Here is a 16,459-nt window from a genome sequence, read left to right on the forward strand (position 1 = left end):
TCTTTTATTGAGGAGTAATGAAACGGTCAAAATACTTTTCATTCAGAATATGCTGAGTTACAAATTTTCCATTATAAAAGATGTTATAAATGGTATGTGGTACAAAATGATTTTGTGCTTTTTCTCGAGTATCCAACTTCGTGATTTGCAGTTTTATTCCTTTGCTTTCAGCAACTCTTTTTAATTCTACATGTGTGTAATATTCTGTAAATGGACATGCATTTGTGTAGTAAACACTTAATCCATCTTTGACATCACACACCCCTTTTTTTGCAATGTCCTTGAATTTTGGTATTGAAGCATTCTTTTTGAATGGTTTGTACCATAATTCAAAATAGGGTGCTGCTGTGTCGCACAATTCAAATCCTTGTTTCTTAAAGAATTTCTTTTCAGACATAAAGGGTTGTTTTTTATTTGCAACCACTACTACGATTCCATTCATTCCCTTAGCATCTTGCAAACATTCCTGATACAAAGCTTTACCGTGTCCGTGGTTTTTGTATTTACCCGAAACCCAGAAACAATTGATAAGCATGTAATTGGGAGCATCAATCGGAACCCATCCTTTTTCTGCGGGTACGTATTCAATAAATACTTTTCCTCTTACATCTAGTTTTTTGAATACATGACCTTCTTTAAACTGCTTTTTTAACCATTCTTTTTTTGCATTGTAACCTTCTGTACTTTTTTTATCTGAAATTGCACAACAAATGTGCTCTTCAGCAATATTTTCTTCAGTAAGCTGCTTAATCGTGAGCGTTTCCATTTTTCGACTTTTTGATATAACTGTACTATTAAATATAATCCCAAAACCAGTTTTAAAAGATGATAATTGTCATTGTGCCAGAGCAATCGAAAAGATAATTTTAGAAGGCTTTTCATAGAAGAACTATTGGAAAAGTTTATTATGTAACAAGAGTTACTGTAATTGACATAATCTCAAAGTAATTTAGAGGTGTACAAGGAATATACATGGCTAATTAGTATAACTTTTTAATAAAATAAAAGAATCATGGAAACAACAGATATTGAAATAAATATGATGCCAAGAATTGGAGATGACGCACCGGATTTTGAAGCAGTAACTACGCATGGTAAACTAAAGTTTTCTGAATTTGCAGAAGGAAAGTGGGTAGTATTGTTTTCCCATCCTGCAGATTTTACTCCTGTATGTACTACAGAATTAAGTGGTTTTGCGGAACGTAGTAAAGAATTTGAGAATTTGAATACAAAACTCATTGGATTAAGTATTGACAGTATTCATTCTCATTTGGCTTGGGTGAATAATGTATTGGAGAAAACAAAAGTATATTTAGATTTTCCTATCATAGCCGATATTGATATGAAGGTAGCCAAATTATATGGGATGCTACAACCTAATGAAAGTGAAACAGCAGCGGTGAGAGCGGTATTTTTTATAGATCCATATCAAAAAATCAGGCTTATTATGTATTATCCATTAAATGTGGGGCGCAATATGGATGAAATCCTTAGAGCATTAGAGGCACTACAGATTTCGGATAAACATAAAGTAGCATTACCTCTAAATTGGAAAAAAGGAGATAAAGTAATTGTTCCACCACCAAAAACCTTAACAGAAATGGAAGACAGGATTCAGGATGAATCTTGCGAAAAAGTAGATTTTTATCTGGCCAGAAAAGATTTAAAACTAGATTGATACCATTTCTTATTTTCACCTTACATAATGTACTTATAATTATTTAAAATCGATTATTGTAACTTTTGTTACTGAAACAAGCTTTAAAAAATTTTAAATTTAAAGATTGAAGTATTTTAGGTACTAACTAGTATATTATTTAAATGGAAAGACGGGATTTTGTTAAGAAAACAGCCTTGGGTGTAACGGCTGCAATCACTGGATTTGATATTGTTTTTGCTGATGTCTTGCCAGATGGATATGAACCTTTGTTATATCAGGATCCAGATCCATTTAAGCTTTTTGGCAAAGATAAAGAGATGGTCATTCTTAATGATAAACCATGGAACATAGAAGCTAAAGCTCATTTATTAGATGATAGAATTACTCCTAATAAATACATGTTCGTTAGAAATAATGGTCTCATTCCCGAAAATATTGATGTAAATAGTTGGACGCTTACCATTGACGGAGAATCTGTAAAACAGAAGAAAACATATACACTTTCTGAGTTAAAATCAAAATTCAAACAATATACATATCAACTTACTTTAGAATGTGGAGGTAATGGGCGTAGTGAATTTGATCCTCCTGCAAAAGGAAATCAATGGACTGTTGGCGCAGTTTCTTGCGCAGAATGGACAGGAGTTAGGTTAAGAGATGTTTTGGAGGATGCAGGTATAAAAGATACTGCTGTTTATATTGGATATCATGCTGCCGACAAACATTTGAGTGGAGATCCTGATAAGGAACCAATATCACGTGGTGCACCTATGAGAAAAGCGCTGCAGGACGAAACATTATTGGCTTTTAAGATGAATGGAGAGGATATTCCGTTGGCTCATGGATACCCATTACGATTAGTAGCAGGTGGCTGGCCAGCTTCGGTTTCCGGTAAATGGGTAAACAGCATCAGTATTCGAAATAAAATACATGACGGGACTAAAATGACGGGCACCGCATATCGAGTTCCTTGCAATCCTGTTGCGCCAGGCGAAAAGGTAAAAGATGAGGATATGTGCATTATAGAGTCGATGCCAGTAAAATCATTAATTACCTATCCTAAATCAGGAGCAATGATTAAGCAAGGACAAGAATTGAAGATTAGAGGCCATGCCTGGGCAGGAGAACTAGAAGTTGCTAAAATGGAATACTCTATTGATTTTGGGAGTACCTGGATAGAATGTTCTGTAGAAAAACCAGCCAATCGATTGGCGTGGCAGCATTTTTCTGCTACAGTAAATTTTCCAAAAAAAGGATATTACGAAGTTTGGGCTAGAGCAACGGATACAGGAGGAGCAAGTCAACCCATGATTTTACCCGGTTGGAATCCCAAAGGATATCTTAATAATGCTTGCCATCGTATTGCTGTAAAAGTTAAATAAATGGAGAAAGAAGAGCAATTTAGATATCAAGCCAAGACCATTTACCGGATTATGGTAATCGTTTTTTCAATGATTGGATTGGTTACTATTGCAGGGATTTATTTAATTACAGATCCTACATTGTCCTTGTTTAAGAAAACTACACCAGACTCATTATATGTGCTAACTGAAGAAGATGAGGATAAAATAGAAAATGGAATACATGTCAGGACGGGATTTGTTGATGCAGAAGGGTTGATGGAAGTAGTGAACAATTGCACAAACTGTCATTCGTCAAAACTGGTCATACAAAATCGAATGAATAAAGAAAGATGGATCGCTACGATACGATGGATGCAGGAAACACAAAACCTTTGGGATTTAGGAGGCAATGAAGATATTATAGTAAACTACCTGGTTACAAATTACCCTCCTGGTAAAAAAGGAAGAAGAGCAGTATTAACCAATATAGAATGGTATGACTTACAGGAATAGTTTATTTATTATTTTAGGAGTATTCATACTTTCTTGTAAAAAACCTAAAGAAAAAACTCAGGAAAAATTTACTCCTGTAATTGAAGTCAACACAGAAGGTTATTATAGTTCTAAACATCTTATAGAAGCAGAAGAGTTGGTTTTAGTCTTTGAAAAGGAAAATATTAAAGTAATTGATTTTAGGAAAGAACAAGACTATACTAAAGAACATATTAGTGGTGCTATAAACATTTGGCGAACTGATATTGAAGATAATTCGTACCCTTATAGAGGGATGATGGCCAAAAGGCAACAAATTGAAGCATTATTTAGTAGATTAGGAATTACTAATACAGACACATTGATACTATATGATGATCGAGGAGTCTGTGATGCAGCGCGTTTGTGGTGGATACTAAAGAATTATGATTTTGAATCTGTAAAATTACTAAATGGCGGTTTGAAAGCTTGGAAAAAAGTAGAGGGACCTACGAATGATGAAAAAGTATCAGTGATACCTTCAAATTTTAAACTTCCAGAAGATGGTTCCTTTAAATTGTGGATTGGTAAAGATGAAATTAACAATATACTTGTTTCGGGTAAAAATGATATTATACTGGATACCCGAAATATGGAAGAATTTAGTGGGGAAAGACAGAAAAGTGGAGCAACTAAAGGTGGTAGGATTCCCAACAGTATACTAATTGATTGGGCTGAAGCGATAGATTATAATGGAACACAAAAGTTTAAATCTTTTGATCAATTAGAACAGATATATGGTAGCAAGACAGGTTCAAAAAACGATGCTGTAATTACGTATTGTCACAGTGGCGTTCGATCCGCGCATACTACCTTTGTGCTAACTGAATTGCTAGGATATAAAAATGTAAAGAACTATGATGGTTCATGGGTAGAATGGAGTTATTTTGATGAGCTGCCTTATGAACAAGATAGTATAACAAGAATAAAAATATAGTTATGGAAAAGTATATGAATGCGTTTATTGACGCTTTTTGGAATAATATTGAATGGACCTGGAACTCGATACTATTTGATGTGCCCTGGTATACAAATTATTTTTGGGGTTTGATAGCAATTTCGTTGTTCGTTTGGGGATTAGAAATGGTATTTCCGTGGAGAAAAGAGCAATCGATTTTCAGAAAAGACTTTTGGTTAGATGGATTTTATATGTTTTTTAATTTTTTTGTTTTCGCTATTGTTATAGGTGGTTTTTATGAGCTATTAGGAGCGTTTTTTGGTGATATAGGGATTTCTGCAAAAAGTTTAACCGTTATCGATATATCAGCCTTGCCAAAGTGGGGTCAACTAATTGTCTTTTTTATTATATTAGACTTCGTACAGTGGTTTACACATGTGCTGCTGCATAAATATCCGTTCCTCTGGAGATTTCATAAAATCCATCATTCAGTGAAAGAAATGGGTTTTGCAGCACATCTTCGTTATCATTGGATGGAAAATATATTCTATAAACCTCTAAAGACAATTGGGGTAATGATTTTGGGTGGTTTTGAGCCGGAACAGGCTTATATAGTTCATTTTATGGCAATAGCTATTGGTCATTTTAACCACGCAAATATTAAAATTACCTGGGGTCCATTGAAGTATGTTTTAAACAATCCAGTGATGCATTTATATCATCATTCTTATGTCTTGCCCAAAGGTTCTTATGGTGTGAATTTTGGGATTAGTTTGAGTCTCTGGGATTATATTTTCAAAACTAATTATATACCTGAAGATAGCGGTACCATTGAAATTGGTTTTCCTGGGGATGAAAAAATACCTAAAGGCTTTTTTGGACAACTTATTTATGGTTTTGGAAAGTCTAAACAACAAAAATAATTTAGAAATATACTAACTTTTATAATCTTCTTTTTTACTGATGCATCAGTGACGAATGTCATTTGTTTTTGTGTTTTTCTGAATTAACTTGAAGAGAAAACAAATACAGAAGTGATGAAAAAAAGTAGGTTTTATATCGTATTGCTTATAGCAGCAGGTTTATTTGCATTAGAAAGTTGTGGACCGGTTATTATCTCATCAAGACCTGATACTCCGCCACCACCTTGGTTTTATCCCAACAGGGTAGAAACGGTGCGCTATGTATATTTTCCTGATTATATGATTTATTATGATTTATCACTAAGAAATTATATTTATCTGGATAATGGTGTATGGATAACGGTTAGTGTACTCCCTTCTCGATATAATAATATTAACTTAAGAAGATCACGTTATGTAAGAATACGGGATTATTATGGCGATAACATCCGAAGTTATCATAGAGATAATAGGAGTAGATACAACAGAAGTAGGACCACAAGAAGTAGAAGTACGACTACAAGAAATAGAGGAACTACTACAAATAGAGGGACAAGAACAGATAATACAACAAGGAGTAGAAGTACTAGAAGCCGTGATACAATAAAAGTATATTAGTAGGAAGTGTTTTTATTCTAAATTCTGGATCACCTTTTTTAGCTTTTCTTTTATTTCCTTAGCAATACTTGTCAGTTTTTTGTTTTCTACGGATGACATAGAAGCTGCAGGATCTACCGCTGAGATTTCTATGGTTCCCTTTTCTTTTTCCTGCACAATCACATTACAAGGAAGCATAGTGCCGATTTTATCCTCTGCTTGTAGTGCCTCATAAGCAAAAGGAGGATTACAAGCACCCAAAATCATATAATTATAAAAATCTACATTTAGCTTTTCCTTCAGGGTGGCTTTCATATCTATTTTGGTTAATATTCCAAAACCTTCATTTTTAAGCTCATGAATTACTTTGGCTACACCTTTTTCAAAAGTCGTATTTTTAAGAGATTTTTTGAGATAATATTTCATTTCCAAATAATTTAATGATTTGATAAGCTGGATCAATGTAATTGTTTTTGAAGTAAAATGAAATGATAAATATCACGGATGATACTTGTAAACGAGGTAATTAAGCTTCTAGATATTTTTGATAAAAACAGAAACAGGTAAGCGTAAACTTACCTGTCTCCTACAAAGAAATTAATTTTATTTTTCGATACGATTACCTTCAATGTTCCATTTATTGCTAAATATCGAAATCAGGTTATTTTCCTGAAAAAATATAGTCAATTTCTCCGTTTCGGTTGCTACCGTCTTGCAACAATAGTAACCTATTTCTTCGCTATGAAAGATAGAAACAGAGATGCCAAAGCATCCCTGTTTCATAAAAGATATTAAGAATATGATAAACCGTACGTATTCTACAATACTACTTTATGACTAAAGCCATTCTAGAATTAATAGCTGTTTAATGATATTTCTAATACCTCCTAAGATTCTCAATTATATTACTACAACTAAAAATCTGTTTTTTTAACTAATCATTATACTAAAGAACTGTTATTTAACTACCATACGAAAGTAGCTTGTTTAACACTCATAAAATATGACAAATATCAGTTTTTTGATTTTTATTTAAATATAAGGTTTCATTTCTTGTTTTCTTTTTTTGAGTTGTCTCTCCAGATCACTAATGGTTTCTTTCACTGCAAGTTCATAATTTTTCTCGTTAGAAGTTGCATATATTTTAGGACCAGGCAGACTTAATTCTATATCACAGATTTTTCCGTTTCCTTTTGGGTCGTTTTCTTTCTTAAAAAACACATCAGATTTGATGATCCAATCATATTTTTTATATAATTTCTCTAATTTTTCCTGCACATAACCCTCCATATATTCACTTGTTGGCATTTGTACAAATTGAACGTTTGTTTTCATAAGTAAGTAATTTTAATTTTTAATTTTTTCAGCAATTTCTTTTCCAAAAGTATTTGCCATTTCTAAAGCAATCTTAATATTTGAACTTTTCGTTTTTGATTCGTCATTGGATTTCATTAACCAAAACTCTCTGGATTCGATTAACTTTGCTTCTTTTTCTTTTATTAAATCTTCAAGTATACGCTGCGACCTTTTTGTAGCACCACTTCCTAAAGTAATGGCGACCACGTTTTTTCCTTTTATATATTCATCGTTATTAATATGATCTCGTATTGCTTTATCAGGAGTCCAGTTATACGTATTTGCACAAAATACATATAGATCAAATTGTTCTTCTTTCTCTAACTTTTTGGCAGCGGCCACAGTGGATATTTTTGACAACCATCCATTTTCCGATAGCCCTGCTGCAAAGGATCTGCTAATCTTTTCGTCAAGATTGTATATTGGATCTGGATTATATATAATTAGTGCTTTATAATCATTTGTCGACGAACCTATGATTGCAATTCTTTCAGGCCCTTGCTGTCTTACTACAATGGTAAGAACTATCCAAATTGCTACAGTTATTACTACGACGAATAGTAAGGTATTCATTATTCTTATTCTTCTTTTTTTCATTATTAGTAAATAGCATCTTTTAGTTTGCAATCGCAGTGGTATAAGACTCCGCTTTGTTCATATTTTCTATTCCTTTTAACAATGCATCAGGGTTAAATGAAATACTATCAATTCCTGCTTTTACTAAAAAAGATGCATATTCAGGGAAATCACTAGGCGCTTGGCCGCATAATCCAATCTTTTTTCCCGAGTAATTAGCTTTTTCGATTGCCATAGCGATCAATTTTTTTGTAGCAGGATCATTTTCATCAAAAATACCTGACATAAGATCTGAGTCTCTATCTATTCCCAGAGTTAGTTGTGTTAGATCATTAGATCCAATAGAAAAGCCGTCAAATATTTTGGCAAATTCATTTGCTAAAATCACATTACTTGGGATCTCTGTCATGACATAAATTTCCAGATTATTCTCTCCTCGTTTTAATCCGAAATCAGACATAATATCGATCACTTTTTTACCTTCATTAACCGTTCTGCAAAATGGAATCATTACTTTAATATTAGTTAATCCCATGGTCGATCGTACTCTTTTTATTGCTTCACACTCTAGTCGAAAACCATCCTTGTATAAATCACTATAATATCTTGAGGCACCTCTAAAACCTAACATAGGATTCTCTTCTCTGGGCTCGAATTGAGCTCCTCCAAGTAAATGAGCATATTCATTGGTTTTAAAATCACTCATTCGGACAATTACTTCTTTAGGGTAGAAAGCTGCTGCAATTGTGGCGATTCCCTGAGAAAGTTGATCTACAAAATAATCTTCTTTACTAGGGTAGTTTTTGGTTATACTTTTTATTTTGTCTTTGATCAAAACATTTTTTATTTGATCAAATTTGACCAAAGCCATTGGATGAATTTTTATCCAGTGTGTGATGATGAATTCCATTCGCAATAGACCGACTCCATCATTTGGGTAAAAAGAAAATTGGAAAGCTTTTTCGGGATCTGAAAGAATCAATTTAGCTTCAGTATTTGGAAGTTTAATTTTATCAAAATCAACTTTTTCTTCGGAAAAAGAAAGTGCTCCTCTGTAAACATATCCGGTTTTACCCTCTGCACAGGATACTGTAATGGTTTCACCATTTTTGATTCCTTGTGTAGCACTATTACTTCCTACAACAGCTGGAACTCCAAGCTCTCTTGCTACAATAGCAGCGTGACTTGTTCGTCCTCCACGATTGGTAACAATTCCACCAGCTTTTTTTAATAGAGGATCCCAATCTGGACTGGTTACATCGGTAATTATGATATCTCCTTCCTGAAGTCTATGAGAATCCCTCGGAGAATTAAGTATTCTTGCTGTACCAATAGCTATTTTAGTACCTACTGCGTTACCGACCGTTAATATCTCTCCTTTTTCTTGTAATTTATATTCAACATGAGTGGTTAATTTTTTAGCATGATGAACAGTTTCAGGACGTGCTTGTGTAATGAATAATTGATTAGTAATACCGTCTTTTGCCCATTCGATATCCATGGGTTTTTGATAATGCTGTTCAATTTCTAAAGCCCATTTAGCCAACGTAGTCACTTCAGAATCAGAAAGTATAAATTGGTTTCGTTTAGATGCTTCCGTATCTATATTTATCGTTGATGAATGCTCTTCAGATGCTGCATAGATCATTGTTTTTTCTTTATCTCCTAACTTTTTTTGCACAATAGCATTTTTACCTTGTAATAAAGTTGGTTTGAAAACGTAAAATTCATCTGGATTGATAGTGCCTTGTACTAAGTTTTCACCTAATCCCCATACTCCCGATAGATGGATTATGTTTTTAAAACCTGACTCAGGTTCTATGGTGAATCCTACTCCAGAACATCCTTTGTCGGATCTAACCATTTTCTGTACCCCAACTGATAACGCAATCTCATGATGCAGAAACCCTTTATCTTCACGATATTTAATGGCTCTATTAGTATATAGGGATGCAAAACATTTTTTGATACTTTTTAATAAGGCTTTTTCTCCTGTTATATTTAAAAAAGTATCGTGTTGCCCGGCAAAACTAGCATCTGGTAAATCCTCTGCAGTAGCACTACTTCTTACAGCAACTTCAATATTATCTTCTTTATTATTTAAGCAAGAGTATTCTTCAAGAATAGCTTTTGAAAAACTTTCAGAAAAATTCCCTCCCAAAATAAGTTCACGAGCTATCGAACCAATTTCATGAAGGTTAGAATAATTCTTTCGATCCAGACCTTTTAAAAGGTTTTGTAATGGTACTTGTATGCAATTATCTTTTAGAAAAAACCAGAAAGCATCTGCTGTAGTAGCAAATCCATCCGGAATACGAACTCCTTTAGATGATAATTGATTATACATTTCACCTAATGACGCATTTTTACCTCCTACAGAAGGTATGTCTTGAATACGAATTTCTCTGAATTTTTTGGTGAACATATTTATGTTTTTATACTATCAATAGGGTACTAATTCATAGGATGCATTTAGCAGGAATATCCCTGTTAGGAACAATAAAACATATAGTACTTGCACGAGTTTTATATTGATAAATTCTAGCCACTTTGTGGTAGCTACAGGAAAGATAAACAATGCTAATCCTATACTTAGCGAAATCCAACCTATAGCTGTAATTATGAATTTCCAACTAGGCTCCCATATATTATGAAAAAGTATATTTAACAATCCAATAATGATGGCTACAAAAGATGTAGTGATCAAAAACTTTTGATCTTTTAGATCTTCAAAAATCTGTTTTATACGAGTAGGATTAAAACTTAGTATAAAGAAGAATATAATAAGATACCAACCCCAGAATTTTGCTAAAAAAATAGATGCTTCCATAATTGTTATGATCTTTTAAATCTATCTCAAAAATAGTGGCTCTCTTTGTTTTTAAATATGATAAATATCATTCCAAAACATTGTGTTTTCAATGAAATTTGAATAAAAATTAATCATGCATAGATCCGTAATAGCATTCTTGTTTTGTTATATTCTAATTTCCTGCGAGGATAAGGATCAAAAGATTCAACCATCAATTACTGATATTACAGAATCTGTATATTCTTCGGTGACTATTCAGCCCGATAGTTTGTATCAGGTATATGCTGCCGTAAATGGTATTTTGGATAAAAATCTGGTAGAGGAAGGAGATATTGTTGCAAAAGGAACTCCACTATTACAGATTATCAATAGCAATCCAAAATTAAATACAGAAAATGCGAAACTATCCTTAGAACTTGCTCAAAAAAACTATAACGGAAATGCCGCAATTCTTAATGGAATCAAAGATGAAATTAAATCTGCAGAGCTTAAAATGACCAATGATTCAATAAATTATTGTCGCCAGAAAAATCTATGGGATCAACAGATTGGTTCTAAAGTAGAATATGATACCAGAAAACTAGCGTATGAACTTTCTACAAAATCTTTAGATCTTTTAAGGAATAAATACGATAGAACCAAAGATGAACTAAAAACACAACTGAAACAAGCAGAAAATAATTATGAAACCTCATTGACGACTACTAAAGACTTCACGGTAAATAGCAAGATTAATGGAAAAGTATATGCATTATATAAGAACTCCGGAGAAATTGTCAATACGCAAGAACCAATTGCTTCTGTAGGTAGTGCAGCAGTTTTTGTAATCGAAATGTTGGTGGATGAGGTGGATATTGTACAATTAAAGAAAGGCCAGAAAGTCATTATAACACTTGATGCATATAATGGACAGGTTTTTACAGCGAAAGTCAGTAAAATATACCCCAAAAAAGATGAAAGAAACCAAACCTTTATGGTGGAAGCTCTTTTCGACAACAGCCCTGAGGTTTTATATCCAGGTTTATCCGGTGAAGGGAATATCATAATAGCGAGTAAAAAACAAGTGCTCACGATTCCAAAACAATATGTAATTGATGATTCGAAAGTGAAAACTGAAAACGGGATTGTTGAGATTGAAATCGGATTGCAAAGCATGGATAGGGTGGAAATTATATCCGGAATTACTGCAGAAACCCAGATTTATAAATCGAATTAATGGTCAACTGGAAAGTCATATTAAATATTGCCAAAACACATTTGATTACCAAAATCAAACAAACAGCTACTGCGGCACTTGGAGTTACATTTGGTATCGGTGCATATATTACGCTGGTTTGTTTTATGACAGGACTTAACGGAATGTTAGATGATCTGATTCTTAATCAAACACCACACATTCATATTTATAACGAAATAGAACCTTCAGAAAAACAGCCTGTCGATTTGTATGATGAATTTCAGAATACACTTAATGTTGTACATTCTATTAAACCGAAACAAAGTCAGAAGCGTATCCATAATGTGCTTCCGATAATCAATTATTTGAATAAGGATCCCGAAGTGCGAGGTGCGATTCCTCAAATTAAAACACAAGCTTTTTATATAGCAGGATCTATTGAAATCGGAGGCAATATTACCGGAATCGATATCATGAAAGAGGTAGAACTTTTTAATTTTAAGGATTATATCGTAAAAGGAGAACCACAAGATTTAAAAAATAATGAAAATGGCATTTTATTAGGTTCGGGAATTGCAGATAAAATGTCACTTGACGTAGGTGATAGAGTACAGATAAGTCCGATAAAAGGAGATGTTTTTCCGCTTAAAATTGTTGGGATATTCCAAAGTGGTATTGCAGATATTGACAATATTCAGAGTTTTACGAATATAAAAACAGTACAACGAATTCTGGGAGAAGCTGAGAATTATATCACGGATATTAATGTGAAATTATATGATATCAATAAAGCGATTCCTTTAGCAAAGAAAATCGAACAGCAGTTTAAACTCAAAGCAATCGATATCAATACTGCTAATGCACAGTTTGAGACAGGAACAACTATCAGAAATTTAATTACCTATGCTGTGTCAATTACGTTGTTGATTGTGGCTGGATTTGGGATTTATAACATTCTTAATATGCTTATTTATGAGAAGATGAATGATATTGCGATCCTAAAAGCGACTGGATTTTCTGGTAAGGATGTGCAGCTAATCTTTATGAGTCAAGCTATGATTATTGGTTTAGTTGGCGGAATTTTAGGTTTGTTAATTGGATTCATATTATCGAATGCAATTGATCAAGTTCCTTTCCAAACGGAAGCATTGCCAACAGTAGAGACATATCCTATTAATCATAATCCATGGTTCTATGTAATTGGGATTACGTTTGCTATGATCTCGACGTTTTTAGCTGGGTATTTACCTTCCAGAAAAGCAAAAAAAATAGATCCTGTTAAAATTATAAGAGGCCAATAAATAAGTATCATGGAAACAGTTCTCGAAGCAAAAAACATCAATAAGTATTTTAAAAAGCCGGTGCTCTTTCATGTGCTTAAAGATATTAGTTTCAAGGTGCGTGAGGGAGAGTTTGCTTCGATCATGGGAAAATCCGGATGTGGTAAATCTACCTTGCTTTATATATTATCTACAATGGATACGGATTATGAAGGTGAATTGTACCTTAACAATGAACTTGTTACCGGACAAGAAAGAGAGCATCTTTCCTATATCAGAAACAAGCATATTGGTTTTGTATTTCAGTTTCATTATCTGTTATCCGAATTCTCAGTATTAGAAAATGTAATGCTACCTGCAAAAAAATTAGGAGAAAAAACACTACAGGAAATCGAACACGATGCTATAGAAAAACTACGAGTTTTAGAGATAGATCATTTAGCAAAAAAAAGAGCTTCCAGAGTATCAGGAGGAGAAAAACAACGAGTAGCTATTGCCAGAGCTTTAATAAACAATCCATCGATTATTATGGGTGATGAACCTACGGGGAATCTGGATAGCTATAATTCTGATAATGTTTTTAATATTTTCAAACAATTGAGCGACGAGCAAGGACTTTCATTGTTAGTGGTGACGCACGATCTTGATTTTGCGAACAAAACCGATCGAATCATAGAAATGGGCGATGGCCGAATTCTACAATCGGATATACAAATGCTAAAAAAGTAACATCTAATTATAGAGGTAATTCTCTAAGAATTAAAACTCAACAAAGGAATTGATGTATGCGATTCTACCTTTTTTACCAAGTCTCTATGAAATAATTTTTTTAAAAAGCCTTTATCTTCACGTTCTAATAGTGATACGAGATCAGCTTTCTTATCCTTTAAATAGGTGTTTAGTTTTTCGTAAATAGTATCCGATACCAAATTGTCAAAATCCAGATTAGGATAATCTACATTTTGTTCTACCATTTCTTTAAACCAAGCCATTTTGTTTTCCTCTTCCTCTGTGTCTTTTGTGGAAATATGAACAATGTGGATTTCTGCATTAAAGGGGGAGGCGAGATGTGCTAATTTCTCAATAGCAAAGATGTCTCTTTCTTCAAAATCAGTTGCGTATACAAGATGTTTTATTTGCTTTGCACTACTATTATCAGGAATAACAAGGAGTGGGCATGGAGCTTTTGTAATTAATGTTTTTGCAATATCTCCTTCTAATATGCCTCTTTTACTGTTTTCATCTTTTATTCCGATAATAAGCATATCCGCGGATAAACTTTTTCCTTTTTCTAAAATCCCATCCACAACGGACATATGTTTGATCACTGAGGTTTTTACATTATTATTTTCAAAATCATTTCCCAGATGCTTAGCGCAATAGGTTTTTATGATAGAATTTTGTTCTGCATACGCTCTTTTTACAGTCTTACTTAATGGGCTTATGATCGTAGTGCCTGGAAATGAAGGGATATCGAATACATGTAGTATTGTCAATTGTGCTTTTATTCTGGTACTAAGATCATATGCATACTGCAAAGCTGATAAAGAATGATCCGTGTAATCTGTGGCATATAGAATAGTTTTCATGACTTCTTTGATTTTATAATGAAACTATAACATTAGACTCAAAATAAAAATGACATAAATCAGTAAATGGTTCTAATAACTAATTGATATGTATTATGTCAATTATCAGACCTGACAGGTTTCCAAAACCTGTCAGGTCAATAATCGGTGCGTTGGAGCATATATGATTTTTCTCATTTGAATTAAGGATGGTTGAACTTAATTTTAATGTAAAGAGAGAATAATGAAAAAATTGATAACAATGGTTTTATCGATAGTAATTGGAATTATAATCTTACTAACAGTAGTGGGTACAGTTGGGATTTCGTCATTTAACAGTAATGTGGAAAAAGAAAAAGAAGTTCTTTTTGATGCTAACATAAAATCTAACGATAAGATTTTATTAGAAGATTTGGATAGGCTTCCTTATTTGGTAAAAAACTATTTGATTAAAGTTGGAGTAGTGGGGAAACTAAAACACTGTAGTGTTGTATTCAACCAAAAGGGAAGAATTAGAGATAATCCTGATAAAAGTTGGTTGCAATTTACAGCAACTCAGTATATGTCTTCTAATAATCCTGGATTTATATGGAAAGCAAAAAGTTTACCGATGCTCATTAGAGATAAGAGTATGAACGCAAAAGGCGAGGTAAAAGTTAGTTTTTTGGGCCTGAAAAATGTAGCTCAACTTTCCGGTTTCAAAGTTGATCAAAGTTCTTTAGGAAGGTATTTGGGTGAGTTAATTTGGTTTCCTATCGGGTTTCTGGACCCTGATATTTCTTGGGAAACAATGGATGCTACAATTGTAAAAGCTACTATAGTAAAAGGAGATCTTACTCTCGAAGGGTTTTTCTTTTTTAATCAAAATGGATTGATAGATCGTTTTGAAACGAAAAGGTATAGAAATCTTACGTTAGAAGATTTTATTGGTGAAGTCGGAGTGTATAAAAATTATGATGGATTATTAATTCCAAAATCCATGACTGCGATTTGGAATCTCAAAGATCGAAAGTTTGAATATTTTAAATCAACTGTTGTAGATTATAAAATTGCAAATGCTATTAATTGATAATCTGATTGTTGCATGTTTTTAGTGTGATAAATATCATATTTATTGAAGTTTCTTTACACTACATTAGTATTTATAGAAATTATAAATATTCATTGTGATGAGCACTCCAGAATATCTAATCATTCAGATTAATGAATTAACAACGTTGATAGAGACGAGGTATCCTGAACTGTATAAGTTTTTGGAAGAAGAACCGTTGACACTTTCTACTGATGTTACTAAGGAAATAGATGAAAACATGTTGTCTGATTATTTAGAAAGCTTAAATCAATTATTAAAAAATCACGTGATTACTCATAATAAAAATTAATAAACATTATGGGAGAAATAGCAACATCCAATCGACAAATAACTTTGTTTTACAGCTCTAAATCGGTAAGAGCAAAGCAAACATTAGCATATGCCAAGGCAGAAGGTTTACCTATCCGTGAGGTTGATATCTTAAAAACTCCCTTAACCGGAACCCAAATCGCCGAAATTGCCGGTAGATTAGATCTTGAAATTAAAGATTTAATAAATCAAGATCATCCTTCTTACAAAAAACATTTTGAGCATCACGATTTTTCTTCTGATGACTGGATAAAAATGATCAGACATAACCCTGGAATTTTGAAACAACCTATCGCCATAAGAGGTGATATCACGATTCTGGTAGAAACTCCAACGGATATCATTAAAATATAATAG

The 16,459-nt window shown here is 33.1% G+C and carries 19 protein-coding genes; 12 read left to right on the top strand and 7 right to left on the bottom strand.

All coding sequences use genetic code 11. The features are described 5' to 3' along the window. Window positions 1-4 precede the first annotated feature (4 nt). Window positions 5-766, bottom strand: a complete 762-nt coding sequence (locus ACFSR1_RS17125; protein WP_378294238.1) for an N-acetyltransferase — start codon at window positions 764-766, stop codon at window positions 5-7. Window positions 767-1,012: 246 nt separating this feature from the next. Here ACFSR1_RS17125 and ACFSR1_RS17130 point away from each other — a divergent pair, with 246 nt between their 5' ends. The 6 genes from ACFSR1_RS17130 to ACFSR1_RS17155 all read left to right on the top strand — a co-directional run bounded on the left by ACFSR1_RS17130 (window position 1,013) and on the right by ACFSR1_RS17155 (window position 5,952). Further along, window positions 1,013-1,678 (top strand): peroxiredoxin, encoded by a 666-nt coding sequence (locus ACFSR1_RS17130; protein WP_378294239.1) that lies wholly within the window; start codon window positions 1,013-1,015, stop codon window positions 1,676-1,678. A gap of 143 nt (window positions 1,679-1,821) precedes the next feature. After that, the gene (locus ACFSR1_RS17135) at window positions 1,822-3,042 is read left to right on the top strand and encodes a sulfite oxidase (protein ID WP_378294240.1); all 1,221 of its coding nucleotides are present in this window, start codon (window positions 1,822-1,824) and stop codon (window positions 3,040-3,042) included. After that, a complete protein-coding gene (locus ACFSR1_RS17140; protein ID WP_378294241.1) occupies window positions 3,043-3,516 on the top strand; it encodes a monoheme cytochrome C in 474 nt (157 codons plus the stop codon). It abuts the gene before it with no gap. Then, complete coding sequence (locus ACFSR1_RS17145) at window positions 3,500-4,471, top strand: sulfurtransferase (RefSeq protein ID WP_378294242.1); 972 nt, start codon at window positions 3,500-3,502, stop codon at window positions 4,469-4,471. Before ACFSR1_RS17140 ends, ACFSR1_RS17145 begins: the two co-directional genes overlap by 17 nt. 2 nt (window positions 4,472-4,473) lie before the next feature. Then, window positions 4,474-5,355, top strand: a complete 882-nt coding sequence (locus tag ACFSR1_RS17150) for a sterol desaturase family protein (protein ID WP_378294243.1) — start codon at window positions 4,474-4,476, stop codon at window positions 5,353-5,355. Between the two features lie 114 nt (window positions 5,356-5,469). Beyond that, window positions 5,470-5,952: a hypothetical protein gene (locus ACFSR1_RS17155; RefSeq protein ID WP_378294244.1), complete on the top strand. Its 483-nt coding sequence runs from the start codon at window positions 5,470-5,472 to the stop codon at window positions 5,950-5,952. Window positions 5,953-5,964: 12 nt separating this feature from the next. Here ACFSR1_RS17155 and ACFSR1_RS17160 read toward each other — a convergent pair whose 3' ends face one another. The 5 genes from ACFSR1_RS17160 to ACFSR1_RS17180 all read right to left on the bottom strand — a co-directional run bounded on the left by ACFSR1_RS17160 (window position 5,965) and on the right by ACFSR1_RS17180 (window position 10,693). Beyond that, window positions 5,965-6,357: a DUF302 domain-containing protein gene (locus ACFSR1_RS17160; protein WP_378294245.1), complete on the bottom strand. Its 393-nt coding sequence runs from the start codon at window positions 6,355-6,357 to the stop codon at window positions 5,965-5,967. 606 nt (window positions 6,358-6,963) lie between these two features. Next, entirely contained in the window at window positions 6,964-7,266 is a 303-nt protein-coding gene (hpf, locus tag ACFSR1_RS17165; protein ID WP_378294246.1) for a ribosome hibernation-promoting factor, HPF/YfiA family, read from the bottom strand. 12 nt (window positions 7,267-7,278) lie between these two features. Then, on the bottom strand, window positions 7,279-7,884 hold the full coding sequence (locus ACFSR1_RS17170; RefSeq protein ID WP_378294247.1) for a flavodoxin family protein: 606 nt from the start codon (window positions 7,882-7,884) through the stop codon (window positions 7,279-7,281). A 19-nt stretch (window positions 7,885-7,903) separates the two neighbouring features. Next, the gene (ppsA, locus tag ACFSR1_RS17175) at window positions 7,904-10,288 is read right to left on the bottom strand and encodes a phosphoenolpyruvate synthase (protein WP_378294248.1); all 2,385 of its coding nucleotides are present in this window, start codon (window positions 10,286-10,288) and stop codon (window positions 7,904-7,906) included. Between the two features lie 18 nt (window positions 10,289-10,306). Beyond that, on the bottom strand, window positions 10,307-10,693 hold the full coding sequence (locus ACFSR1_RS17180; RefSeq protein WP_378294249.1) for a hypothetical protein: 387 nt from the start codon (window positions 10,691-10,693) through the stop codon (window positions 10,307-10,309). Between the two features lie 115 nt (window positions 10,694-10,808). Between ACFSR1_RS17180 and ACFSR1_RS17185 the strand changes: the two genes are divergently transcribed. Genes ACFSR1_RS17185 through ACFSR1_RS17195 form a run of 3 tightly spaced genes read left to right on the top strand, consistent with a single transcriptional unit; the run spans window position 10,809 to window position 13,861 of the window. Next, window positions 10,809-11,891 (top strand): efflux RND transporter periplasmic adaptor subunit, encoded by a 1,083-nt coding sequence (locus ACFSR1_RS17185; RefSeq protein WP_378294250.1) that lies wholly within the window; start codon window positions 10,809-10,811, stop codon window positions 11,889-11,891. Beyond that, on the top strand, window positions 11,891-13,153 hold the full coding sequence (locus ACFSR1_RS17190) for an ABC transporter permease (protein ID WP_378294251.1): 1,263 nt from the start codon (window positions 11,891-11,893) through the stop codon (window positions 13,151-13,153). Before ACFSR1_RS17185 ends, ACFSR1_RS17190 begins: the two co-directional genes overlap by 1 nt. A gap of 9 nt (window positions 13,154-13,162) precedes the next feature. Next, window positions 13,163-13,861 carry an ABC transporter ATP-binding protein gene (locus ACFSR1_RS17195; protein ID WP_378294252.1) on the top strand — a complete coding sequence of 233 codons (699 nt, stop codon included), beginning with the start codon at window positions 13,163-13,165 and terminating at the stop codon, window positions 13,859-13,861. Between the two features lie 23 nt (window positions 13,862-13,884). Here ACFSR1_RS17195 and ACFSR1_RS17200 read toward each other — a convergent pair whose 3' ends face one another. Beyond that, window positions 13,885-14,721 carry a universal stress protein gene (locus tag ACFSR1_RS17200; RefSeq protein ID WP_378294253.1) on the bottom strand — a complete coding sequence of 279 codons (837 nt, stop codon included), beginning with the start codon at window positions 14,719-14,721 and terminating at the stop codon, window positions 13,885-13,887. 223 nt (window positions 14,722-14,944) lie between these two features. On the opposite strand from ACFSR1_RS17200, the gene ACFSR1_RS17205 reads away from it, so the two are divergent. From ACFSR1_RS17205 to ACFSR1_RS17215, 3 genes are all read left to right on the top strand, one after another. Further along, the gene (locus ACFSR1_RS17205) at window positions 14,945-15,769 is read left to right on the top strand and encodes a DUF6544 family protein (protein WP_378294254.1); all 825 of its coding nucleotides are present in this window, start codon (window positions 14,945-14,947) and stop codon (window positions 15,767-15,769) included. A gap of 100 nt (window positions 15,770-15,869) precedes the next feature. After that, the gene (locus tag ACFSR1_RS17210; RefSeq protein WP_378294255.1) at window positions 15,870-16,082 is read left to right on the top strand and encodes a hypothetical protein; all 213 of its coding nucleotides are present in this window, start codon (window positions 15,870-15,872) and stop codon (window positions 16,080-16,082) included. 8 nt (window positions 16,083-16,090) lie between these two features. Continuing rightward, complete coding sequence (locus tag ACFSR1_RS17215) at window positions 16,091-16,456, top strand: arsenate reductase family protein (RefSeq protein ID WP_378294256.1); 366 nt, start codon at window positions 16,091-16,093, stop codon at window positions 16,454-16,456. Window positions 16,457-16,459 lie beyond the last annotated feature (3 nt).

This window comes from Aquimarina rubra, assembly GCF_042684305.1.
In the GTDB taxonomy this organism is placed as follows: Bacteria; Bacteroidota; Bacteroidia; order Flavobacteriales; family Flavobacteriaceae; genus Aquimarina; species Aquimarina rubra.

What these genes read in the sequence shown, in the direction of transcription:
- ppsA (WP_378294248.1), bottom strand. Translation starts at nt 10,288, where the DNA reads ATGTTCACCAAAAAATTCAGAGAAATTCGTATTCAAGACATACCTTCT.
- ACFSR1_RS17190 (WP_378294251.1), top strand. Translation starts at nt 11,891, where the DNA reads ATGGTCAACTGGAAAGTCATATTAAATATTGCCAAAACACATTTGATT.
- ACFSR1_RS17150 (WP_378294243.1), top strand. Translation starts at nt 4,474, where the DNA reads ATGGAAAAGTATATGAATGCGTTTATTGACGCTTTTTGGAATAATATT.
- ACFSR1_RS17210 (WP_378294255.1), top strand. Translation starts at nt 15,870, where the DNA reads ATGAGCACTCCAGAATATCTAATCATTCAGATTAATGAATTAACAACG.
- hpf (WP_378294246.1), bottom strand. Translation starts at nt 7,266, where the DNA reads ATGAAAACAAACGTTCAATTTGTACAAATGCCAACAAGTGAATATATG.
- ACFSR1_RS17200 (WP_378294253.1), bottom strand. Translation starts at nt 14,721, where the DNA reads ATGAAAACTATTCTATATGCCACAGATTACACGGATCATTCTTTATCA.
- ACFSR1_RS17160 (WP_378294245.1), bottom strand. Translation starts at nt 6,357, where the DNA reads ATGAAATATTATCTCAAAAAATCTCTTAAAAATACGACTTTTGAAAAA.
- ACFSR1_RS17125 (WP_378294238.1), bottom strand. Translation starts at nt 766, where the DNA reads ATGGAAACGCTCACGATTAAGCAGCTTACTGAAGAAAATATTGCTGAA.
- ACFSR1_RS17155 (WP_378294244.1), top strand. Translation starts at nt 5,470, where the DNA reads ATGAAAAAAAGTAGGTTTTATATCGTATTGCTTATAGCAGCAGGTTTA.
- ACFSR1_RS17205 (WP_378294254.1), top strand. Translation starts at nt 14,945, where the DNA reads ATGAAAAAATTGATAACAATGGTTTTATCGATAGTAATTGGAATTATA.
- ACFSR1_RS17185 (WP_378294250.1), top strand. Translation starts at nt 10,809, where the DNA reads ATGCATAGATCCGTAATAGCATTCTTGTTTTGTTATATTCTAATTTCC.
- ACFSR1_RS17180 (WP_378294249.1), bottom strand. Translation starts at nt 10,693, where the DNA reads ATGGAAGCATCTATTTTTTTAGCAAAATTCTGGGGTTGGTATCTTATT.
- ACFSR1_RS17140 (WP_378294241.1), top strand. Translation starts at nt 3,043, where the DNA reads ATGGAGAAAGAAGAGCAATTTAGATATCAAGCCAAGACCATTTACCGG.
- ACFSR1_RS17170 (WP_378294247.1), bottom strand. Translation starts at nt 7,884, where the DNA reads ATGAAAAAAAGAAGAATAAGAATAATGAATACCTTACTATTCGTCGTA.
- ACFSR1_RS17130 (WP_378294239.1), top strand. Translation starts at nt 1,013, where the DNA reads ATGGAAACAACAGATATTGAAATAAATATGATGCCAAGAATTGGAGAT.
- ACFSR1_RS17145 (WP_378294242.1), top strand. Translation starts at nt 3,500, where the DNA reads ATGACTTACAGGAATAGTTTATTTATTATTTTAGGAGTATTCATACTT.
- ACFSR1_RS17215 (WP_378294256.1), top strand. Translation starts at nt 16,091, where the DNA reads ATGGGAGAAATAGCAACATCCAATCGACAAATAACTTTGTTTTACAGC.
- ACFSR1_RS17195 (WP_378294252.1), top strand. Translation starts at nt 13,163, where the DNA reads ATGGAAACAGTTCTCGAAGCAAAAAACATCAATAAGTATTTTAAAAAG.
- ACFSR1_RS17135 (WP_378294240.1), top strand. Translation starts at nt 1,822, where the DNA reads ATGGAAAGACGGGATTTTGTTAAGAAAACAGCCTTGGGTGTAACGGCT.